24 protein-coding genes and 1 pseudogene are annotated in these 21,703 nt (G+C 67.2%); 14 read left to right on the top strand and 11 right to left on the bottom strand.

Going from position 1 to position 21,703, the window contains the following annotated elements:
* The first annotated feature begins 137 nt into the window (after positions 1-137).
* Positions 138-1,478, top strand: coding sequence for an ammonium transporter (locus RZ1_RS07680; protein WP_072810701.1), 1,341 nt, complete (start codon positions 138-140; stop codon positions 1,476-1,478).
* A 113-nt stretch (positions 1,479-1,591) separates the two neighbouring features.
* On the top strand, positions 1,592-2,440 hold the full coding sequence (locus RZ1_RS07685; RefSeq protein WP_072810703.1) for an SDR family oxidoreductase: 849 nt from the start codon (positions 1,592-1,594) through the stop codon (positions 2,438-2,440).
* Between the two features lie 14 nt (positions 2,441-2,454).
* On the opposite strand, the gene RZ1_RS07690 is transcribed toward RZ1_RS07685, so the two are convergent.
* From RZ1_RS07690 to glnT, 5 genes are all read right to left on the bottom strand, one after another.
* Positions 2,455-3,102 (bottom strand): helix-turn-helix domain-containing protein, encoded by a 648-nt coding sequence (locus RZ1_RS07690; protein ID WP_072810705.1) that lies wholly within the window; start codon positions 3,100-3,102, stop codon positions 2,455-2,457.
* Positions 3,103-3,284: 182 nt separating this feature from the next.
* Complete coding sequence (locus RZ1_RS07695; RefSeq protein ID WP_072810707.1) at positions 3,285-4,616, bottom strand: FMN-binding glutamate synthase family protein; 1,332 nt, start codon at positions 4,614-4,616, stop codon at positions 3,285-3,287.
* A gap of 14 nt (positions 4,617-4,630) precedes the next feature.
* Positions 4,631-5,341, bottom strand: a complete 711-nt coding sequence (locus RZ1_RS07700; RefSeq protein ID WP_072810984.1) for a GltB/FmdC/FwdC-like GXGXG domain-containing protein — start codon at positions 5,339-5,341, stop codon at positions 4,631-4,633.
* A 35-nt stretch (positions 5,342-5,376) separates the two neighbouring features.
* Positions 5,377-6,264, bottom strand: a complete 888-nt coding sequence (locus RZ1_RS07705; protein ID WP_072810709.1) for a class II glutamine amidotransferase domain-containing protein — start codon at positions 6,262-6,264, stop codon at positions 5,377-5,379.
* A gap of 49 nt (positions 6,265-6,313) precedes the next feature.
* Positions 6,314-7,675 carry a type III glutamate--ammonia ligase gene (glnT, locus tag RZ1_RS07710; protein WP_072810711.1) on the bottom strand — a complete coding sequence of 454 codons (1,362 nt, stop codon included), beginning with the start codon at positions 7,673-7,675 and terminating at the stop codon, positions 6,314-6,316.
* 313 nt (positions 7,676-7,988) lie between these two features.
* Here glnT and RZ1_RS07715 point away from each other — a divergent pair, with 313 nt between their 5' ends.
* The 6 genes from RZ1_RS07715 to RZ1_RS07740 are packed head-to-tail and all read left to right on the top strand — an operon-like array spanning position 7,989 to position 12,371.
* Positions 7,989-8,366 carry a cupin domain-containing protein gene (locus tag RZ1_RS07715; RefSeq protein ID WP_072810713.1) on the top strand — a complete coding sequence of 126 codons (378 nt, stop codon included), beginning with the start codon at positions 7,989-7,991 and terminating at the stop codon, positions 8,364-8,366.
* A gap of 9 nt (positions 8,367-8,375) precedes the next feature.
* The gene (locus RZ1_RS07720; RefSeq protein WP_238071905.1) at positions 8,376-8,888 is read left to right on the top strand and encodes a dimethylamine monooxygenase subunit DmmA family protein; all 513 of its coding nucleotides are present in this window, start codon (positions 8,376-8,378) and stop codon (positions 8,886-8,888) included.
* Positions 8,888-9,880, top strand: a complete 993-nt coding sequence (locus RZ1_RS07725) for a PDR/VanB family oxidoreductase (protein ID WP_072810717.1) — start codon at positions 8,888-8,890, stop codon at positions 9,878-9,880. The genes RZ1_RS07720 and RZ1_RS07725 overlap by 1 nt, the downstream gene beginning before the upstream one ends.
* Complete coding sequence (locus tag RZ1_RS07730) at positions 9,877-10,884, top strand: heme-dependent oxidative N-demethylase family protein (protein ID WP_072810718.1); 1,008 nt, start codon at positions 9,877-9,879, stop codon at positions 10,882-10,884. Before RZ1_RS07725 ends, RZ1_RS07730 begins: the two co-directional genes overlap by 4 nt.
* On the top strand, positions 10,881-11,357 hold the full coding sequence (locus RZ1_RS07735) for a dimethylamine monooxygenase subunit DmmA family protein (protein WP_072810986.1): 477 nt from the start codon (positions 10,881-10,883) through the stop codon (positions 11,355-11,357). Before RZ1_RS07730 ends, RZ1_RS07735 begins: the two co-directional genes overlap by 4 nt.
* Before the next feature lie 24 nt (positions 11,358-11,381).
* Positions 11,382-12,371 (top strand): heme-dependent oxidative N-demethylase family protein, encoded by a 990-nt coding sequence (locus tag RZ1_RS07740; protein WP_072810720.1) that lies wholly within the window; start codon positions 11,382-11,384, stop codon positions 12,369-12,371.
* Positions 12,372-12,430: 59 nt separating this feature from the next.
* Here the strand turns inward: RZ1_RS07740 and RZ1_RS07745 are convergent, their stop codons facing one another.
* The 5 genes and pseudogenes from RZ1_RS07745 to RZ1_RS07765 all read right to left on the bottom strand — a co-directional run bounded on the left by RZ1_RS07745 (position 12,431) and on the right by RZ1_RS07765 (position 15,941).
* Positions 12,431-13,621: an NAD(P)/FAD-dependent oxidoreductase gene (locus tag RZ1_RS07745; RefSeq protein WP_072810722.1), complete on the bottom strand. Its 1,191-nt coding sequence runs from the start codon at positions 13,619-13,621 to the stop codon at positions 12,431-12,433.
* Between the two features lie 269 nt (positions 13,622-13,890).
* Positions 13,891-14,178, bottom strand: a complete 288-nt coding sequence (locus tag RZ1_RS31185) for an SDR family NAD(P)-dependent oxidoreductase (RefSeq protein WP_238071911.1) — start codon at positions 14,176-14,178, stop codon at positions 13,891-13,893.
* Positions 14,158-14,520 (bottom strand): annotated as a pseudogene (locus tag RZ1_RS31190) (cytochrome P450); the annotation flags it as partial. The pseudogene RZ1_RS31190 and the gene RZ1_RS31185, both read right to left, overlap by 21 nt.
* Before the next feature lie 52 nt (positions 14,521-14,572).
* On the bottom strand, positions 14,573-14,764 hold the full coding sequence (locus RZ1_RS07760) for a ferredoxin (protein WP_072810723.1): 192 nt from the start codon (positions 14,762-14,764) through the stop codon (positions 14,573-14,575).
* Positions 14,765-15,311: 547 nt separating this feature from the next.
* Entirely contained in the window at positions 15,312-15,941 is a 630-nt protein-coding gene (locus RZ1_RS07765) for a TetR/AcrR family transcriptional regulator (protein ID WP_218020448.1), read from the bottom strand.
* 50 nt (positions 15,942-15,991) lie between these two features.
* Here RZ1_RS07765 and RZ1_RS07770 point away from each other — a divergent pair, with 50 nt between their 5' ends.
* From RZ1_RS07770 to RZ1_RS31200, 6 genes are all read left to right on the top strand, one after another.
* The gene (locus RZ1_RS07770) at positions 15,992-17,530 is read left to right on the top strand and encodes a class I adenylate-forming enzyme family protein (protein ID WP_072810725.1); all 1,539 of its coding nucleotides are present in this window, start codon (positions 15,992-15,994) and stop codon (positions 17,528-17,530) included.
* Positions 17,527-18,303 (top strand): crotonase/enoyl-CoA hydratase family protein, encoded by a 777-nt coding sequence (locus RZ1_RS07775; protein ID WP_072810726.1) that lies wholly within the window; start codon positions 17,527-17,529, stop codon positions 18,301-18,303. Before RZ1_RS07770 ends, RZ1_RS07775 begins: the two co-directional genes overlap by 4 nt.
* A 185-nt stretch (positions 18,304-18,488) precedes the next feature.
* Entirely contained in the window at positions 18,489-19,052 is a 564-nt protein-coding gene (locus RZ1_RS07780; RefSeq protein ID WP_238071906.1) for a hypothetical protein, read from the top strand.
* 23 nt (positions 19,053-19,075) lie between these two features.
* The gene (locus RZ1_RS07785; protein WP_238071907.1) at positions 19,076-19,336 is read left to right on the top strand and encodes a hypothetical protein; all 261 of its coding nucleotides are present in this window, start codon (positions 19,076-19,078) and stop codon (positions 19,334-19,336) included.
* A 117-nt stretch (positions 19,337-19,453) separates the two neighbouring features.
* Complete coding sequence (locus tag RZ1_RS31195) at positions 19,454-19,600, top strand: hypothetical protein (RefSeq protein WP_238071908.1); 147 nt, start codon at positions 19,454-19,456, stop codon at positions 19,598-19,600.
* A 17-nt stretch (positions 19,601-19,617) separates the two neighbouring features.
* Positions 19,618-19,782, top strand: coding sequence for a hypothetical protein (locus RZ1_RS31200; protein ID WP_238071909.1), 165 nt, complete (start codon positions 19,618-19,620; stop codon positions 19,780-19,782).
* Positions 19,783-20,357: 575 nt separating this feature from the next.
* Here RZ1_RS31200 and RZ1_RS07800 read toward each other — a convergent pair.
* Entirely contained in the window at positions 20,358-21,584 is a 1,227-nt protein-coding gene (locus RZ1_RS07800; protein ID WP_238071912.1) for a globin domain-containing protein, read from the bottom strand.
* Positions 21,585-21,703: the final 119 nt, after the last annotated feature.

A 21,703-nucleotide genomic window follows, 5' to 3' on the forward strand; every position in this document is an offset into this window, starting at 1 on the left:
AACGAGATGTTCACCGCGGGCGCGGCCGTGTTTTACACGGACCGTTCACTCTCGGGGAACGGTGATGAACGACATAAGACAGTCGCCGATAGGTGTTCGAGGGACTTCGCCCTCAGGACTGAACAAGGTGGACACGTATGGAAGAGGCAATCGCTGCCGCCGACACTGCCTGGGTTCTCGCGGCATTCACGGCGGTCGCCCTCATGGTCCCGGGACTCGCGCTGTTCTACGGCGGCATGCTCGGGGTCAAGAGCGCGCTCAACATGATCATGATGGTTCTCGGGGGCTTCGCCGTCGCCGGAGTGGTGTGGGTGTTCTTCGGCCCGGCCGCGGTGCTCGGCGACAGCGTCGGCGGTCTCGGGCTCATCGGCAATCCCTTCGCCGACATCGGCCTCGGGTCGCTGCTCGAACCCGACCCCGCAGGCGGGATACCGGCCGCGCTCGTCGCGGCGTTCCACCTGCTCTTCGCGGGGATCACGGTCGCAATCATCGCCGGCGGCGTGGCCGACCGCATGAAGTTCTCCGCATGGATGGCGTTCGCCGCGATCTGGGTCGTGCTGGTGTACTTCCCCATCGCGCACTGGGTGTTCGCGTTCGACGACGAGGAGGCCGGAACCAAGGGCGGTTGGATCGCCAACGTGCTCGGAGCCCAGGATTTCGCCGGCGGTACCGCCGTGCACATGAACGCGGGCGTCGCCGCGCTGGCGCTGGCGATCGCACTGGGCAAGCGCCGCGGCTTCCCTCACGTCGCGCGCCCGCACAGCCTGCCGCTCGTCGTGCTCGGTGGCGGCATCCTGATGTTCGGCTGGTTCGGCTTCAACGGCGGCTCGGCGGGCGGCGCCAACCACACCGCCGGGGTCGTCGTGCTCAACACGATGGTCGCCGCGGTGGCGGGCCTGCTCGGCTGGCTGCTCGTCGAACGCATCCGGGAGAAGCACGCGACCACTCTCGGCGCGATCTCCGGGATGATCGCCGCGCTCGTCGGCATCACTCCCGCGGCCAGCCTGGTCTCGCCGCTCGGCGCGCTGCTCATCGGCTTCACTGCCGGCGCCGTGTGCTTCCTGACCGTCAGCCTGAAATTCAAGCTCGGATACGACGATTCGCTCGACGTCGTCGCCATCCACCTCATGGGTGGGGTCGTCGGCACCCTGCTCATCGCATTCGTCGCAACCGGCGCGGCCCCCGCTGGTATCGACGGCCTGTTCTTCGGCGGCGGCATCGACCTGCTGGGCCGCCAGCTCCTGGCCATGGCCGCGGTGTTCGCCTACAGCTTCGCGGTGACCTGGCTGATCGCCAAGGCCCTCGACAAGACCATGGGTCTGCGCGTCGACAAGGAAACCGAGATCACCGGCATCGACGTCCCGATTCACGGCGAAACCGCTTACGTGATGGACAGTTTCGGTACCAGCGCACCCTCGAAGATGCGTCCGGAGGAGTTCGCTGCGGACCGGGAGGTGGTCGTTCCCGCGGTCAAGTGACACCGTTCCGGGACCCGTCCTGCCGCAACCGTGGCGGGACGGGTCCCGCCGTTTCCGGCACGAGGTCGGTGCGTGAGCGCGCATAATCGGACAGCAGTCGACGAGGAGCTCACATGACTGCACCGGACGCGAAGCCACTGGCCGGAAGAACCATGATCATGTCGGGAGGCAGCCGGGGTATCGGCCTGGCGATCGCCCTCCGCGCGGCGCAGGACGGCGCGAACATCACGCTGATCGCCAAGACCGACACTCCGAACCCGAGGCTGCCCGGCACCATCCACACCGCCGCCGCCGAACTCGAGGAAGCGGGCGGCCGGGTGCTGCCGTTCGTGGGGGACGTGCGCGACGATGACGCGGTCGCCGAGGCCGTGCGCCGGACCGTCGAGCAGTTCGGCGGTATCGACATCGTCGTGAACAACGCGTCCGCGATCGACCTGTCGCCGACCGACCGGATCTCGATGAAGAAGTACGACCTCATGCAGGACATCAACTGTCGCGGAACATTCCTGCTCTCGAAACTGGCGATCCCGTCGCTGCGCCGGTCCGCGAGCGCGGGCCGCAACCCGCACATCCTGACGCTCTCACCACCGCTGAACCTGTCGCCGAAGTGGGCGGGCGGCGCGCTCGCATACACCATCGCGAAATACGGCATGAGCCTGACGACACTCGGCCTCGCCGAGGAACTGAAGGGCGACGGTATCGGTGTGAATTCGCTGTGGCCGCGCACCACCATCGCGACCGCCGCGGTACGCAACCTGCTCGGCGGCGACCAGATGGTCAATTCGTCCAGGACACCGGAGATCTACGCGGATGCCGCGTATCTCGTGCTCACGTCGCCGAGTGCGGAGGCGACCGGAAACTTCTACATCGACGACGAGGTGCTCGCCGCGGCCGGGATCACGGACCTCGACCGGTACCGGGCCGGCGACGGCGAACTGCAGCTCGATCTGTTCCTGGACTGAACCCCCGCGCGGCGTCAATCCTGGTGATTGTCGGGGTACGCGGTCACCGCGAGGAACCGGATGGGAAGGGACACCAGCTCGTTCGGACCGTGGAGGCCCTCACCGTCGAGCAGCAGCGCGTCACCCGGTCGGAGGCGGTACTCGGATTCGCCGTGCCCGTAGAGCATCTCGCCCTCGAGCATGTACAGCAATTCGGTACCCGGATGCTGGAACAGCGGGAACACCTCGCTCGCATCGGTCAGCGTCACCAGCACCGGCTCGAGCCGCTTGTGCTGCCCGCGCAGGCCGCCCAGGAGTTCGTAGTGGTGGCCGACGCGGGTGCCGCGGCCGACGATCTCGGCGCCGGTGCCGGCCTTGACGAACACGGCCTCACGGTGTGTGTCGGCGCCGCGGAACAACGACGTCACCGGCACGTCGAGACCGGCGGCAAGTCGCGCGAGGGTGGACAGGCTGCACGAGGTCTGGGCATTCTCGATCTTCGAGAGCATGGCCTTGGAGATGCCGATCCTGGCGGCCATGTCGCCGACGGACAGGCCGATGGCGAGCCGCAACTTGCGGACCTGGCCGGCGATGGCACGCTCGAGGTCGCCACCGGTGGGGGTATCGCGAGGTACTTCGCGTCCGGAGTTGTCGTGCAGGACGGGCCGATCGGGGCTGCTCATGGCGCTCAGCCTAAACCGTCCGTCCACCGGCAGTGGACGGACGGGCGCGGCCGTATCAGCGGGTGGGCGCAGCCGTATCCGAGCGAATGTACCGCTCACTCGGTTGAAGGAGACGGGCGATACATTCGCTCGGAACGCGGGAGGGCACAGGGAAAGGGAACCAGCGGCGAGGTGCGGCGTGGTCAGAAGGTTGCGCGGCCGGGGATCCATTCGGTGCCGGCGAGCGGCACGCGGGCCATTGCCGCCGATTCGATGGTCAACGCCACCAGATCCTGCGGTTCGAGGTTGCGCAGGTGCGACTTGCCGCATGCGCGGGCGATGGTCTGGGCCTCCATCGTGAGCACCCGAAGGTAGTTCGCGAGGCGGCGGCCGCCCTCGATCGGATCGAAACGGGCCTGCAGCTCCGGGTCTTGAGTCGTGATTCCCGCCGGGTCCTTTCCGTCCTGGAAATCGTCGTAGAAGCCGGCGGCCGATCCGAGTTTCGCGTACTCGGCCTGATACTTCGGGTCGTTGTCGCCCAGCGCGATCAGGGCTGCGGTGCCGATCGCGACCGCGTCGGCGCCGAGGGCCATGGCCTTGGCGACATCGGCGCCGGACCGGATGCCGCCGGAGACGATGAGCTGCACCCCGCCCGGGGTGCGGTGAACACCCATTTCCTGCAGGGCCTGCACCGCCTGGGGCAACGCGGCGAGCGTCGGGATACCGACGTGTTCGATGAACACATCCTGCGTCGCGGCGGTGCCCCCCTGCATGCCGTCGACGACGACCACATCGGCGCCGGCCTTCACCGCCAGCTTGACGTCGTAATAGGTGCGGGTCGCGCCGACCTTGACGTAGATCGGCTTCTCCCGGCCGGTGATCTCCCGCAGCTCGATGATCTTGATGGCGAGGTCGTCGGGACCGGTCCAGTCGGGGTGGCGGCACGCCGAGCGTTGGTCGATGCCGACCGGGAGGGTGCGCATCCCGGCGACACGCTCGGTGATCTTCTGCCCCAGCAGCATTCCGCCGCCGCCCGGCTTGGCGCCCTGGCCGAGAACGATCTCGATTGCGTCGGCCTTGCGCAGGTCGTCCGGATTCATGCCGTACCGAGACGGAAGATACTGGTAGACAAGGCTCTTGGACTGGCCACGCTCTTCGGTCGTCATGCCGCCGTCGCCGGTGGTCGTCGAGGTGCCGACCTCGCTCGCGCCACGCCCCAGCGCCTCCTTCGCCCGGCCCGACAGCGCACCGAAGCTCATGCCGGCAATGGTGACCGGAATATCCAGGTGCAGAGGATACTTTGCGTGCCGATCACCGAGGACGACATCCGTCTCGCACTTCTCCCGGTATCCCTCGAGCGGGTAGCGGGACATCGACGAGCCGAGGAACAGCAGATCGTCGAAGTGTGGGAGCCTGCGTTTGGCGCCCCAGCCGCGGATGTCGTAGATGCCGGTCTCCGCGGCGCGCTGGATCTCGTGGATGACGTTGCGATCGAACGTGGCCGACTCGCGAAGCCCGGGCTGGAACGTGGTCATGATGGTCTCCTCGATCAGTAGGACGACGCGTTGTCGACGTGGAAGTGGTAGAGAGTGCGGGCCGAGCCGTAGCGGGTGAACTCCGCCGGATCGGCGTCGAGACCCGCCTGTGCGAGCAGGTCCGCGAGTTCTGCGAGGTGCTCGGCCCGCATCTCCTTCTTCACGCAGTCGGCGCCGAGGGAGGCGACCGTGCCACGCACGTAGATGCGCACCTCGTAGAGGGAGTCGCCGAGAGCCTCGCCGGCGTCGCCGAGTACGACGAGACGTCCGGCCTGACCCATGAACGCGCTCATGTGGCCGATGTCGCCGCCGACGACGATGTCGATGCCCTTCATCGAGATGCCGCAGCGAGCCGCGGCGTTGCCCTCGATCACCAGCAGCCCGCCGTGTGCGGTGGCGCCGGCGGATTGCGACGCGTCGCCGGTGACGCGCACGGTGCCGGACATCATGTTCTCCGCGACGCCCACACCGGCATTGCCTTCGATCGTGACGTTCGCGTGCTTGTTCATGCCGGCGGCGTAGTAGCCGACGTGGCCCTCGACGGTCACGTCGATGGGCCGGTCGAGTCCGCAGGCGACCGCGTGCTTGCCCTGCGGGTTCGTGACGGTCACGGTCGCGGGCGTCTCGGTGGCGTGCAGCGCGGCGTTGACCTCGCGGGTCGAGGTGGTGTCCAGGTCGTAGACGGTGGCGGTCGCAACGTCCGGTGTCGTCGCTTCGAGTGTCATGGGGTTCTCCTCGGTCGTGGGGGCGTCGGTGGTCGTCAGCGGTGCCACACGTAGACCTGTTCGGGTTCGGGTTCGAAGATGCGGGCGCCGGCGATCCCGGGCAGTCCCGCGAGGGCACGGAACTCCGAAGCCATCGCGACGTACCCGTCGGCCTCGGCGACGATCGCGGGCTTGCATGCGATCGGGTCGCGGACCACGGCGAACGAGTCGGAGGTGGACACCAGCAGCGTGTAGAAGCCGTCGAGGCGTTCCCCGAGAAGCCGCAGGGCCTTCTCCAGATCGGCGCCCTCGGCGAGGTGCTTGGCGACGAACCGCGCGCCCACCTCGGTGTCGTTCTCGCTGTCGAACTGCACACCCTCGGCTTCGAGTTCGCGCTTGACGGACAGGTGGTTGGAGAACGAGCCGTTGTGCACGAGGCACTGGTCGGGCCCGACCGCGAACGGATGCGACCCGGCTGCCGTCACCGCGGACTCGGTGGCCATCCGCGTGTGCCCGACGCCCTGCCAGCCGCTCGCGGCCGGAACCCCGAAGCCCTCGGCCAGTGCGACAGGATCGCCCATGCCCTTGAGCACGGTGACGTCGTCGCCGAAGCCGATGAGCGTGGCGCCGGGATCGACGGCCCGGACCGTGTCGGCGAGCAGTCCGGCGGACACCGGGGCGTGGACGATCGTGGTGGGCGGCAGATCGATGACGCTCACCCGGACATCGAGCGCCTTCTCGAGAGCGCCGGCGAGATCGTCGGCGGCGCCGAGCAACGACACCGATGCGTGGCCGGCGGGGGAGAACGTGGGGTCGCCGTAGAGGGCCACACCGGCGGAATCCGGTCCGCGGTCGACCATCTGGCCGAGCATGCCGGTGAGCAGGCTCCCCAGGTGTGGGTGGAGGGAGGCGTCACGGAGGTGAAGCCCGACGATTCCGCACATATGTCGGTCCCTTTCGAATCGGTTCGGTCGCCGTAGCGGGCGTGGTGGGTCAGAAGGCGGTGAGATAGCTGTCGATCTCCCACGGCGTCACGGTGTTGTGCCAGTGGAAGAACTCCTCGCGCTTGAGGTTCGTGAAGTAGTCGGCGACGCCGGGGCCGGCGGAGTCGAGGGCGCCGGTGACGACCGGATCGGCGGCGAGTGCGTCCATCGCGTGCAGCAGCGTCATCGGCAGTGCGTCATCGGTCGCGCCGTTGCCCGGCTCGCCGGGATCGAGGTTGCGCCGCACGCCGTCGAGGCCCGCGGCGACGGTGGCGGCGGTGGCAAGGTAGGGATTCGCGGAGCCGTCGCCGCCGCGCAGTTCGACGCGGTTGCCGTCGGGTACGCGCAGGTAGTGGGTGCGGTCGTTGCCGCCGTAGGTGGCGTGGCGCGGCGACCAGGTGGCGCCGGAACTCGTCGCGGTCGCTCCCGTGCGCTTGTACGAGTTGACGGTCGGGGCGATGACGCCTTGCAGTGCGCACGCATGGTCGAGGATGCCGGCGATGAACGAATAGGCGGTCGTCGACAGGCCGAGGCCGCGGGGATCGGACGTGTCGGGGAACGTCGAGTTGCCGTCGCTCCACAGCGACAGGTGCATGTGCATGCCGGACCCGGTGCGGTCGGCGAAGGGTTTGGGCATGAACGTCGCGGTCATGCCCCGCTGCTCGGCGAGCACCGAGATGAGATAGCGCAACGTGACGACGCGGTCCGCGGTGGTCAGGGCGTCCGCGTAGTTGAAGTTCTGCTCGAACTGGCCGTTGCCGTCCTCGTGGTCGTTGGCGTAGTTGCCCCAGCCGAGTCGGTTCATCGCCGCCGAAATGGAGGTGAGGTGCTCGTACATGCGGGTGACGTCGCGGGCGTCATAACAGGGCTGGCGGGAGGTGTCGAGGGCGTCTGCGGTGCGCAGCGATCCGTTCTCGTCCTTGTTGACGAGGAAGTACTCGATCTCGGCGCCGACGTTGATCTCGAGTCCCATTTCCGCCGCCTCCGCCAGCACCGACTTGAGGATCACGCGCGGCGCGTACGGCCAGGGTTTGCCCTCGACGTGCGGGTCGCAGTGCACGAGCGCCAGTCCCGGACGGACGAAGGGGATCGGGGTGAAGGAGGAGGCATCGGGGACGGCAACGAGGTCGGGATCCTTCGGGACCTGACCCATCGAGCCGGCGGCATATCCGGCGAACCCGACGCCATCGTTCTGCAGTTCCTCGACGGCCTCGACGGGAACCAGCTTGGCACAAGGCTTTCCTGCGAGGTTGGTGAACACGGCGAGGATGAAGGTGGTGCCGCTGGCGCGGGCGAGGGCGGCGAGGTCGGTGGGCTCGGCGGCGGTGGACGGCAGGCGCATCACGGTGAGATCGGGTGCTTCGAGCGTCATGGGGGCTCCTCGGCTTCGGCTGCATGGTTTCACTAGGTGAACCGGTGTCGAATATAAGGAAACGTTGCTCGCATTGCCAACCCGTTACGCCGAGGTGAGATTGTCGTGAAGCCTCCCGCTTCCGGTTGCGGAACCGGTGTCGCGGTGGGATGCCTTGGCGCCGAGAGGTTTTCGTTACAGGAGTTAACCGGGCCGCAATCGCATCGGATGTTTCATAGCATTACAGTTCGTTTCACGACAGCGATCGGAACTGTCGCTCGTTCCTTCGTCCTTCTTCCGAAGTGGCCGTTCGGCCCCCTCCCGAGGAGTTTCCATGGCAGAGACCTTCATGGTTCCCGCGTTCCGCGTCACCGCAGACTTCTGGAAATCACTGCCGCAGATGCCGGTGGAGGAATTTCCCGGCACCCGCGGCTACATCGACGACGTGTACCCCAACCCCGAGGGGTCGGAGATGGCGGCCGGGTACTTCAAGCTCGAGCACACCGACGCGCCGCTGGACTACCTGTACGAATACGACGAGATGAAGGTCGTTCTCGACGGCGAGTTCCGGCTCGAGAACCTCGACACCGGGCAGGTCGAGATCGCCCGGGCCAGGGACGCGATCTTCTTCCCGAAGGGCTCGCGGATCCGGTTCACCACGCCCGAGGGTGCGCTTGCGTTCTACGTCGGCCAGCGCACGTTCGCCCCGTAAGGAGACTCGATGAGTGTCTGCATGGACACGACCAGCGTGCCGCGCTGGGCGGAGGAACGGGCGGTGTCCGCCGGTGGGCGGGTTATCACCGTGATGTCGTTCGGTGAGGCGGCCACCGAGCGGGCCCGCGCCGTGATCGCGTCCTTCGAAGGCCGCCGGGTGAGCTGGCTGCGTGTTCCCGTCACCTGGGGAGATGCGGCCGAGACGGCACTCGAGCGGCAGCTCGCCGCGGCTCGGGTCGGATGGCGCCTGGTGCTGATCGGCGACGAGGAACCCGTCCTCGCCGCTCGAGCGACGGCTGTCGCCGCGGGTGCGCTCGACGCGGAGATCCTGGCGGAGGTGCTCGGCACCGGGTATCGCCGGCTGTACTGCGCGCACTGCCTGGGCGTCCACACGACGGATGCGGGGATCGGCGAGACCAGCACCTGCCCGAACTGTGACACGGAACTGGTGGTCTACCACCATGTTTCGCGACGTCATGGCGCGTACTTCGGCTACATGATCGACGCGGAGGAGATCTGATGACCCTCGTATCCGATGCCGGCACCGGCATCCGGGGCGGCAGCGCGACCCTGTCCCTGACCGTCACCGACGTGGCCACCGTCGCTGCCGACGTCCGGCACGTACGCTTCGCCGACCCCAGCGGTGCGCCGTTGCCGTCGTTCACCCCCGGCAGTCACGTCGTGCTGTCCTGCGGCGACAACGACGGCAGGCCCCGCCACAACTCCTACTCGCTGACCGGCGCCGAGTTCGAACCGTCCAGCTATTCGATCTCCGTGCGGCTCGACGAGAACGGCCGGGGCGGTTCTCGCTGGGTTCACGACCTCGTGGTGGGCGACATCGTCGAGATCAGCACGCCGCGCAGTGCGTTCGCGCCGGTCCTGACCGCCCGGCACCACCTGCTCGTCGCCGGCGGCATCGGCATCACGCCGATCCTCTCCCACACCCGCGCGGCGGCGCAGTGGGGACGATCGTTCGAGGTGCACTACACCTTCCGCGAGGGCGACGGCCCGCACCTCGACGAGATGCGCGATCTGTGCGGGGACCGGCTGCACACCTACCGCGACCCCGGGGAGTTCTGGGCCGCGCTCGGTCCGGCCCTGCTCGATCGGCCGCTCGGCACCCACCTGTACGTGTGCGGACCGTCGGGTCTGATCGACGAACTCGCCGGTCGCGCCCGCGGTGCCGGCTGGCCGGACGCGCGGATCCACTACGAGCACTTCGGCGTCGGCGATCTCGACCCCGGATCACCGTTCACCGTGCACCTGCGCCACACCGGACTCGACATCGACGTCAAGTCCGGTGTGAGCCTGCTCGACGCGCTCGAGACCCGCGGCGTCGCGGTACCGAACCTGTGCAGGCAGGGGGTGTGCGGCGAATGCCGGATTCCGGTGGCCGACGGCGCGATCGAACACCGCGACCTGTATCTCACTGCCGCGGAGAAGGAGGCCGGCGACTGCATGATGCCGTGCGTCTCCCGAGCCGACGGTCCGCGATTGGAGCTGGAACTATGACCGCCGCAACCGAATCCACTGTCCTACCGGAACGTATCACGCGGTTCCCGTTTCCGTTTCCGCGCGACGTCTACCGGTACAGTACGAATGTCGAACCTGCGGGCACCCGCACCGAGACCGCCGCCGGCGGTTGGGGTGAGCATCCTGTCGACATCGACGGCTTCTACGTCGACGAACTCGCCGACCGCGCTCGCGTGCTCGCCGCCGACCCCGACCGATTCCAGGCGCTGCCGCACATGGACATCGCGCAGTGGGACGCGATGGTCACCCTCATGAGGATGCTCGCCGAGGCATACCCGCGGACGTTCGCGCTCGACCGTGACGGTGACGTCTGGCGATGGAGCAACGTTGCCCTCGATCTCGAGCAGGCCTTCGCCTACGGACAGGCCGCGACCCTGCCCGAACCACCCCTGCTCTACATCGGCCGGCAGATCCAGGAGGACGTCGTGCTGCTCGACCAGCGCGACGGTGCACTCTGGGGCGACGCGGGGCTGGTGACGTCCGCGGCGGACTGGTCGCTGCGCTTCGACGTGGGCATGAGCTTTCTGCAGATCCACGGTCCGGTGCCTCGCATCCACACCGAGGGTGTGATCGGACGGGCGCAGTCGTTCCTTCTGGGACTCCAAGCCGGACAACGTTATCGGCGTACCAACTGGACCCTCACCGTGGATCGACGGCTCGACACCGCGACCGAGACCTACCCCGAGTGGGGGCGCGACCGTCGCCTGCTCGCCGAGGGACCGCTCGACGACGTCGGCCACCGCCTGCATCTGCGGGTCGAGGTGCAGCACCTGATCCGGCTCGGGGCCTCCGGCGCGCTCATGTTCCTGATCCGCACCTACCTGCTGCCCTTCGACGAGATCGCGCTGGTGCCGGAGTGGGCCGACCGGCTCTACCGGGTCCTCGAGGAACTCCCCGAGGACATGGCCGACTACAAGGGCATCACGCGCACCCGCGAGCCCGGCCTGAAGTGGCTGCGTGAATACGGGGGTGTGTGCCCGTGAAGAATTCCGGAATCCTGAGCGGTGCCGTGCCGCCGATCGATCCCGCCGGACGGGTTCACCTGGTGTTCTGCGTCGGAGACTGTGCCGACGCGCGGGCCGCGGCCACGGCGTGGGCGGTCCAGGCGCTGGCCGCGGGCCGTGTCGCGACCGTGGTACCCGCCGCGACGGCCGCCGAGGTGGCACAGTTCGTGCGGCGGTCGTGCGCCGGCAGTCGCGTGCTGATCGCCGGGCCCAGGCGCGAGGCGATGGCCGCGGCCGCCGCGGCGCGCGTCGCCGGTGCCTTGCCGTGCGAGACGACAACTTATATCACTGCAGTGCAAGGGATCGCGTTGTTCTGTCCGCACTGCGGCGAGACCCGCGACGTCGACGCCGAGCCGGGTGCGGTCGTCGCCTGCGGTTCGTGCGGACTCGACCTCGAGATTCGCTCACACCTGTCGGGACATCACGGTACGTACCTCGGTGCCGTGGCCTGACCATTCACCGGAAAGGAAACCATCGTGACCGCTTCCGTCGCCAGCGATCTGTCCTGCCTGCCGTGGCCGTTCCCGGAGGGGGACAAGAACTTCCGCTACGGAGTGAACGTCGAACCAGCACCGCGCCGCACAGTCACCGCGGCCGGCGTGTGGGGTGAGCACATCGTCGACCTCGGTAAGAGCCACGCCGAGTACGCCGAGATGATGGCGCTGCGCCGCGCGATCCTCACCGCGGATCCGGCGCGGGTACAGGTGCTCCCGCACATGACACCGGCGTGCTGGGACCTGATGCTGTACTACATGCGCGAGATGGCGCATTCGTTTCCCGACGTCATGCACCTGGATGTCGACGGGTCCGGACATCGCTGGCGCAACGATGTTCTCGGGATCGATCAGCGTTTCGTCCTCGGCGACGTGACCACGTTGCCCGAGCATCCCCTGGTGTTCATCGGGTGCCAGCTGCCCGACGACGTGCTGCTGGTCACCGAACGGGACGGGCATCTGTGGTTCGACGCGGCCCTGGTCACCTCGTCCGCGGACTGGTCGGTCAAGTTCGACATCGGGATGAGCCTGCACGAGATCCACCGTCCGGTGCCGGGCCTGACCTCGGACGGTGTCACCGACCGCGCCGAGCAGTTCATGCGCAGGCTTACCAGCGACCAGGTGTACCGCCGGGTGAACTGGACGTTCTCGGCCGTCGGGTCGCGCCGCCGCGACACGAGCCTCGAAACGATGCCCGAGTGGATGGACGACATGCCGCGGCTGATCGCCGACGAGGATTGGGGCCGGATCCAGCTGCGGATCGAACTCGAGCACCTGATCCGGCTTCCCATGACCGGGGCGATCGTCTTCAACATCCGCACCTACATGGCGCCGCTGTCGGAGATCGCCCGGATCCCGGAGTGGGCCGAGCAACTCGCGGACATCGTCGAGGAACTTCCCACAGAGATCGCGCAGTACAAGGGCATCGACTCCTACCGCATGCCCGCAATGGCCTGGTTACGCGCCCACTGACCCTCGTGCGCGGTTTCGGTAGCGGTCGCTACCGAAACCGCGCACGGGGCGGGGGTCGGTCAGCGCATCTCGCCCGCACCGACGTAGGGATTCAGGCTCGCCAGTGGCTTGCCCTCGGCGAATCGGGAGTAGCGGAAGTCGTTGCCGTCGACCGCCGGATCGCTGGAAATGCCGTCGAGCAGCAGGTCCGCCGCGAGTCGGCCGACGGCGGGGGAGATCTTGTAGCCGTGCCCGCTGAACCCGACGAGCAGGAACAGCCCCGGCGCGGGGGAGGGGCCGATGATCGGGTTGTAGTCGGGGGTGATGTCGTAGCAACCCGCGTACGACGACGCCAGCCGCGGATCGGGCATGTTCGGCAACAGCCGTTCGAGTTTGCCGATGGCGACTTCGATGTAGTCGTCCTCGGCACGGTTGAGATAGGCGTCGGGATCGGCGATCTCGGGCGACGAGTGGTCGCTGTTGCCGACAAGCAGTTCGCCGTTGGGTTCGCGACGCACGTAGTGCAGGTTCACCAGATCCGAGAACGTCGGGACGTCGGGGGTGGGCCGGCCCTGGTCGACGAGGAGGATCGGTTCGCGCTGGGCCCGGATCGGCAGGTCGACGCCCACGGTCGCGCCGAGGCTCGGCGACCAGACACCGGTCGCGAGAACGACCGTGTCGGCATGGATCTCGGTGCCGTCGGCCAGCTTCACGCCGTACACGTCGCCGCCCTCGCGCTGCAGCAGCGTCGTCACCTCGGAGGACTGGCGGACCCGGACGCCGAGGCTGCGGGCCTTGGTGCCGTAGGCCATTCCGGTCATGTAGGCGTCGCCGTGCCCGCCGAGCGGTTCGTAGGCGAAGGCCGCGAAATCGTCGAGGGCGATCCCGGGCCACAGCCGGCGAACCTCGTCGGCGTCGATGCTCTCGACCGGAACACCGAGGTCGCGGTGCATCGCGACGTTCGCGGCGAGGGGAGCGGTGTTGTTCTCGCCGACCCCGACGATGTACCCGGTCTGCCGAAATCCGATGTCGGTGCCGAAGATCTCATCCGCGCTGCGGAAGACCTGGACTCCGTGCCAGGCCATCGCAGCGAGGGAGGGAACACCGTAGTGGCATCGGACGATACCGCTGGATTTCCCAGTCATGCCGGAGCACAGGGTTCCCCGTTCGAGGACGAGGACGTCGGACTCGCCGCGTTCGGCGAGGGACCATGCCGTGGCCAGTCCCTCGAGTCCGCCGCCGACGATTACTACACGGGCACTCTCTGTCATCGGTCATCCTCGCAGGTTGTTGTTTCTTATCAATCGACAGTGTTGCATGAAAAGAAACACAAGCAGATGACGAAGTGTGACGACGAGGTAAACCCTGTCCGGGGCGATCGCGACCGAGGGTCCGGCGCCACGCCCCACCCCATGGCGACGGTGACGACACCCCCGGGCCGGTCGCGATCCCGGTTAGCGGTGAGACTTCGAATACTCCGACCGCACCTGCATGATCCGCATCTTCGGGATCGGGCCGTAGCTCAACGAGTCCGACATGTTCAGCTGCTTCGCTGCCGCCGCGGCATGAACGTTGTCCTTGGCCGCCTGGGGGTCGCCCTCGAGTTCGTACAGCGTGACCGACGGGCCGCCGTCGGCGTCGGCCGGGCGGCCATGAACGCGCCGCTCGAGGACTGGTTCGCGATCTTGCCGTAACCGCGTTCCTTCATGTACGGCACCACGGCGCGCGTGCACAGAAGCGGACCGGTGAGATTCACGGCGACCGTCTCGAACGTCACATCGTCAATCAGTCCTGGACCGGGGTGAGCGGACAGATACGGATTGAGCACAGCCCGGAACTCGCGATGTTCGGGGTCGTCCATCTCCAGGATTCCGCCCCGGATACCCGATGCCCGGACGGCAATCGGGATCATGAACCCCTTGTGCCCGCGGCGAATCCCCTTGACGTCGTGATCGTTCGAGGTGTCGGCCGAGCGTGCGGGGGCGAATACCGCCTCGCCGCCCGCGGCGACCCAGTGGCCGCCGTGGGTGTCGGACCAGGCCACGGGGCACTTGGAGTGCATCTCCCCGGTGATCTCCGAGAAGTTGTCGCGGTAGTCCGGTGCGTGCCTGTCGAACTGGAAGACGGGTGTTCGGTGACTGGTATCGACGACGGCCTCGTCAGCGCTCACGGGATTGCCCTCTCGTACGTCCGGTAGTGGATGGTGGTGCGGCCGAGCGGTGTCACAGGACGGAGATCGCCTGTTCGGGACAACTGCGGATGGCCTCCCGCGCAGAGTCGGCGAGATGGGCGGGAATGTCGGTATCGACCGCTGTCGCGTGTCCGTCGATGTCGCTCAGCTCGAACAGTGTCGGGGCGGCCACGGCGCACAGTGTGTGTCCCTGGCAGCGTTGTGGATCCACTTCGGCTTTCATTCTGTCCTCCGGATCCTCCGAGCTCTCTTCTCTTGCAACGTATTCAAAGCTCAAGTGGTGACCGACCGAGATCGTCTCGATGCGGAGCGTCGGGTTCCACACCCTGGCGACGGCGCGAGGTTTGCGGCGGTGCAGGTCGCCTTCGACAGCAATGAGTTTCAGTCTCTATGATCAGAATCAACTTCTGGCACAGCAGAATGCCGTATTCTGCCGGTGCGTTGTCGGCAAGGGTCCGTGCATATCGGCCGCTGCGGGTCGTGAGGCCGACGCTGTGTCGGCACGTGTCGACGGCGATGAGAGCGGGGGCATCATCTACCGGTATCGCTGCGGGATCTCCCGACGCGCGAGGTGTCAGGAACGTCCTGAACTGGGAGAGCAGTGTCAGCGCATCGATGTCGCCGGTGCCGTAGCGGTCTGAGAGAGCCGTACCCACCTGTCGGGTGAAGTGCGCGCCAATGCGGGAGTGAACCCCTCGGAGGCCCGCGCAGGCGCAGGGCCGCCTTCCGGCCTTCTCGACGCCAAAAAGTTGGCTTGGCGTGTCGAGTCCCTATCCCTTCACCGACGGTTCGCTGACCTTTTCTGCTGTGTTGTCGGACCTGCCTCGCGCCTGGTCAGCCCACAGGTGGAGCAGGCGGAGCTCGAAACCGTCGTCCTCGCGAAGAATGTGCGTGACTGCCAACCCTCGGAAGAGGACAAAGAGGGATTCGAGGTCGTCCCGCGTTATCGGAGTTCCGTCACCGCCGATACCCGACTGTTGAAGGACGGCACGCATCTTGTGGCCGAATTCGCGTTCGGTGGGGGCGAGTGCGGCCCGAAGGGAGTCGTCGGTGCGGGCGGCGAGCCACAACTCGAGACCGGCAACGAACATGGGTCCGGACATGAAGCGATGGAGGATCTGAACGAGTTCGTCCGGACCTTGCTTCGGCGCCCGCTCCTTCAACAGGGTGGTGATCTGCTCGAGTTGCTCTTCGGCGACATGGTGGATCGCGGCCACCAGTAGGTCCTGCATGGACCCGAAGTGATGGGTCAACGTTCCGCGGGAGACACCGGCGTATGCCTGCACTCGCTGCATGGTGGTGCCCGCATATCCGTGTTCGACCAACGACTTCACGGTCGCTGCCATCAGCGTGGCGCGGGTGGCCTGCCACCGCAGCTGGCGCCTCTTGATTTCCGTCACGCCATACATTCTACTTAGACCGATCAATCGGTCTGTTTTGGAGGATGGCTATGACCCTGGCAGTTGACCTGATCCGACGGGGCGCTGCGCTCCACGCGGATCGCATCGCCGTGCGTTACGGAGACGATCGACTGACCTTCCGGGAGGTGAACGAAGCGGCCAACCGGTTCGCCGCTGTATTCGCCGAGCTGGGAATCGTCAAAGGCACGCACCTGGCGATCCTGTCGGGCAACGGTCTGTGGACCGTCGCGGTGGACTTCGCCTGCATGAAAGCCGGAATCGTGCGCGTGCCGCTCAACGCGCGACTGTCCGTCACCGAACACAAGCGCATGATCGACGGTACGAGAGCGCAGTTCCTGCTCCACGACGCCGCGCTCACCGAACCGGCCGAACAGCTACGCGGCCTTGTCGACGGCCTGATCGTGATCGGACTCGGCGCATCGGCAGCCGGCGGCGGCATCGACCTGCTCGACACCGCCGAGAATGCCTCCACGGACGAACCACACGTCGAGGTGGCGGCCGACGATCCGGTCCTGCTCCTGCATACCTCGGGCACTACCGGCGTGCTGAAGGCAGCGACTCACACCCAAGCTTCGTGGGCGGGGATCACCCGCAACATTCTGTCGAACCTGATTTCTCCGGCGCCGGATTCGGTGATGCTGCATGCGGCCTCGATGATCCATGCCAGCGGAACATTCGTGCTGCCCTATTGGGTACGTGGGGGGACAACAGCAATTCTCGACAAGTTCGAGCCCGAGGGCTTTCTGCAGGCCATCGAGCGGTACCGCGCCACCGAAATCAACCTGGTGCCGACGATGATCGGGATGCTGTTCGCCAGCCCCGCACTCGACTCGGCGGACGTCTCGTCGCTGCGGACTGTGATCTACGGGGCCAGCCCGATGCCCCGCCCTCTGATCCGCCAGGCCATGGACCGGTGGGGGTCGATCTTCGTGCAGTACTACGGTCAGACCGAGATTCCCCTGGCATTGACGGTCCTGACCAAAGAAGACCATCAGGATCCGAGCCTGCTCGGTTCCTGCGGACAGCCGTGCGTCGATGCCGACATCCGCCTCATCGGCGACGACGGCACACCGGTCGAGCCCGGCCAGATCGGCGAGTTCCAGGCTCGGATGCCTTCACGGATGCTCGGCTACCACAACGCTGCCGAGCTGAACGCCGAGATGATCACCGAGGACGGCTGGATCCGCACCCGCGATATGGCCTACGTCGACGAGCGCGGCTACTACCACCTGGTCGATCGCAGCAGTGACATGATCGTCTCCGGTGGTTACAACGTCTATCCACGTGAGGTGGAGGACGCACTGTCCGAGCATCCGGCGGTCGCCGAATGCGCCGTCGTCGGCGCTCCGGATCCCTTGTGGGTCGAGGCAGTGACCGCATTCGTCGCCTTCCGGCCCGGCATGCACGCCACCGAGAAAGAGCTGCAGCAGACAGTGCGCGGGCGCCTGGCCGGATACAAGGTGCCTAAACGCATCCACGTCACCGACACCATTCCCAAGTCCGCGGTGGGCAAGATTTTGCGGCGTGCGCTGCGGGAACCGCTGTGGAGCCGGGAGGTACAGGCATGACGATGCAGTACGGGTCAATTCAGGTCGAGACACGGGATCGCGTGACGACCGTGATCATGACTCGTCCCGAACGCCGCAACTCTGTCGACGGTCCGATGGCCGCGGAGCTCGCCCACGCCTTCAAAGCGTTCGACATCGATCCCGAGGCCGATGTCGCCGTGTTCTACGGCGAAGGCGGCACTTTCTGCGCAGGGGCAAACCTCAAAGCCGTGGGTACCGACGAAAGCAATGTTCTCAGCGAGGACGGCGACGGACCGATGGGGCCGACGCGACTGACCTTGTCCAAGCCCGTCATCGCCGCTGTGGAAGGCTACGCGGTCGCCGGCGGCCTGGAGATGGCCATCTGGTGCGATCTACGGGTCGCCGCATCCGATGCCGTGTTCGGGGTGTTCTGCCGGCGCTGGGGAGTGCCGCTCATCGACGGCGGCACCGTCCGGTTGCCGCGGTTGATCGGCGCCAGCCGAGCCCTGGACATGATTCTGACCGGCCGACCGGTCGGCGCAGCAGAAGCACTCGAGTTCGGCCTGGCCAACCGCGTCGTCGAACCGGGAACGACCCGCGAAACCGCCGAAAATCTGGCTCGGCAGATCGCTCAGTTCCCCCAAACGTGCATGCGCAACGACCGCCGATCGGTCTACGAACAGTCCGGCCGCTCCGAATCCGAGGCCATGGCAGCCGAGTACGCCATCGGCATGGAGTCCTACACCAGCGACGCCGTCGGCGGTGCTGCGCGCTTCGCCTCCGGCGAGGGCCGCCACGGCGCTTTTTCCTGACCCGACCGTCCCCTCGGGGCCGACATCGGTTGTTGAGATGCGGCGGAGACCGGCAAACCGATCCCCAGAGATCGACGACGATCCCTTCGAGTCGAATCCGCCGTCAACATTGGTTTCGGTGCAGTACCCGCGCTCTCCCGGCGCGGGACCGCCGCGCTGTCGGGCAGGCATGTCAAGATCACGCCGTGAACGCACAGACGAGCCCGATCCTGGAGTCGACGGTGGTGCTGGCGATGGACTACGGGCAGTTCTGCCTCGACGGCGGGCTCGGGGACATCGACAACGAGATGGATCTGCTCGAACAGGCCCAGGCGGAGCAGCCCAGCGCCGGCGACGGCAGCATGCTCGTGGTGCTGTGTCCGCACCAGAACAACTTCGAGATGAGCATTGACGTGCAGGTCTTCGCCTGTCGCCCCGCAGCCGACCGATCCGAATGGCAACAGGTCAGCGAAGGCCACCTCGAGATCGACGCGCCCGGGATCCTGAGTTTGTCGTCACCGACCACCGAACCGGTCACTGTCGCGGTGCCGCCGGGACAGTACGTGGTCGAGGTCTCGGGCCGCGGTTTCGTCAACTACGGCTGGCCCGGCTCGACCACCCCGGGGGATGTGTGGCGCCTGCGGTTGTGGCCCGGTGGCGACAGTGCACTCGAACCCGCGCAACTGTGGAACATGCCCGGATACGGCACACCGGAGAACACCGCGACCTCGACGGAAGTACCCGACGGCTCGGGTACGGACCTGTCGTGAACCCGCGGTCGAGGTCTGCGACGGTGACAGTGCTGGTGTTCACCGGTTTCGGATTTCTGTGCGGGATCGCTGGCGCTGCCGTGCTGTGGTGGTACGCCTCCCGCCCGTTCGACTTCTACACCGCCGGCTACCAACCGCTCGACTTTGCTTCGGCCCGCATCGATACTCCCTCCGCCTACGGCTACATGGCTGCTCTGGTTCTCGGTGGGGGCGCGTTGGGAGCACTGGTCGGTGCGCTCGTTCACCGCGCCGGGTGGCTTCTTACTCGGGCCGCATCCCGGTAGTGGATGTGGAAGACCACCTGTCCTCGTTCGGACACGGCCAGGCTTTCGGGACCACCTGCCTCTTGCACGGTGCGTCACTGTGGGCCGACCGCGGGTGCCGACACGGTCGATATCACCGTGGCGGGAACCTCGGAGTCGGTACATCTGCCCGCCGCTGCACTGGACGTGATCCGGGCGGTACTGGCGAACATGGCGGCAGGCCAAGGCGTGATCGTGGTCCCCGCGCATGCGGAGCTGACCACCAGCAGGCCGCTGGGCTGCTGAGTGTCACGCGCCCGCACGTGATCGAACTCCTCGATGCAGGTCTCATCCGGTACCGGCTGGTGGGCCGGCACCGCCGGATCCTGGCGGCGTCGCTGTTCGAATACCGTCGCACGCAGCAGGGCGGAGCCCGCGGCGCCGACGACGACCTCGCCGCCTTGTCCGAGGATTTCGGGGTGTACTGACGTGACCTTCACCGTGCTCCACGACGCGAATGTGCTGTACCCGGACGTGCTTCGGGACGTACTGATCCGCCTGGTCCACGCCGGGTTGGTGCATGCCCGATGGAGGAGGAGCCCTGAGAGGCCGCGATGAACGCAGGGGGATGGTTCACCGCGGCCATGGTTGGTGTCGGACACAACGGGCAGGGCGTTACACAGGTCGCTGTCGGCCGGTAGACACATCGCCGGCCTCAGCCGCAGGCAGAATGCGCCGGATCACTTCCGGACCGACGTCGCTACGACAATCGCGTACGGCTCGACATACCCGAGCGCGGCGCCTACGACCCGCAGGTCACCGCCGGTTGACCCTCGCCCGAACTCGAACGATGGCTGACCCTGGCCGTGGCCCGCTACCACGGCACCGCCGACACGGGACTTGGGCAGTCCCCGGCCGGCCGGTGGGGAGCAGGAAGTTTCCCTCGTCGGGGCGCCGGCGCTCGCGGCGAACCAGCCGGCGGGGCATCGAGCACCAGCGAGAGCGCGGACGAACTTCCGGCTGCGCAACCGGGCGGGTGTTGGTCACGCACGGCGGTCACCTCTCACCGTGGACGCCGTCGACTGTGCCGCGGCCCGTCGGCTCGATGTGAGGGTTGAACGGCCCATCTGATCTGTTCTCGTATGAGTTTCGGCGGTGGTGGGGGGTCTTCCAGGCCGAACCACGATCCCGGCGCGAATGCCTCGTAGTGGATGGTCTGGGGTGCGACACCGGTGGCGACGAGGTCGGATCGGATCGCACGCATGAATGGGATCGGTCCGCACACGTACGTCTGGGCGTTCGTGGGAAGCGGCAGCCCGGACAGCGGGGTCCGGCCGTCGCTGCGGATCTCGTCGTACTCGGTGTAGCGGACGTGCAGGCGCGCATTCGGGAGGGCGCCGACGAGAGAGCTGATCTCCGTGCGGTGGGGTTGCTCGTAGGGGGTCCGATCGATGTGGACCACGTCGATGCTGCGTGGATCGCGCCGGTCCAGCAGGTGACGCAGTGCCGCGATGGTCATGGTCACTCCCACCCCGGCGGAGACGAGCAGCAGCGGCTCGTCGCCGCCGTCGACCACCAGGACCCCGAACGGGGGGGAGACGACGAGGCGGTGGCCGGGGCGTACGCCGTCGCACAGCACGGGGGAGACGAACCCGCCGGGAATGCGTTTGACGGTGATCGCCCACTCGCCGCGGGTGCGGCCGGGGAAGACGGTGTACTGACGGATCTGCTCTCCTCCCTCGGGGAGCGGCACGCGCACGGAGATGTACTGCCCCGGAAGGAAGGCGGGCAGGGGAGAGCCGTCCTCCGAACGGAGGTACAGGGTCGCGGCGTGTGCACCGTCGTACTCGTGTTCGCTGACGATGGTCGTGCGCCAGACGTCGCCCGAAGTGACGCCGGCCCGCTGGTACAGCGCGGTCTCCTGCTCGACGAGCGAGTTGGCCATCAAGGTGTAGACCTCGTGCCAGGCCGCCGCCACCTCCGGCGTGACCGCTTCGCCGAGAACCTCGCCGATGGCGGCGAACAGGTGGGTTCGCACGATCTCGTAATGGGCGGCGCGAACTCCCAGCGAGGCGTGCTTGGCGGCGATGCGTGCCATGACTGCGTCGATGTCGACGGGATCGTCGGAGACGAGCAGGGAGGCGAAGGACGCCACCGATCCGGCGAGTGCTCGCTGCTGGTCGCCGTTGGCCTGGTTGGTCCGGTTGAAGGTGTCGATCAGCGACGGGACCGCGCGGAACAGTCGTTCGTAGAAGACCTGTGAGATGGTGCCGATGTGGGCGCCGACCACCGGCAACGTTGCCTCGACCACCGATCTCGACGTGCTCGGAAGAATGTCGACTCCTCTGCTCGGGGTGGCGGTGCCCGGGCGTGAGGGCGGAATGAAGCGACCGGCCCCGACCCGGTTGC

The organism is Rhodococcus zopfii NBRC 100606 = JCM 9919, assembly GCF_001895025.1.
Lineage (GTDB): Bacteria > Actinomycetota > Actinomycetes > Mycobacteriales > Mycobacteriaceae > Rhodococcus > Rhodococcus zopfii.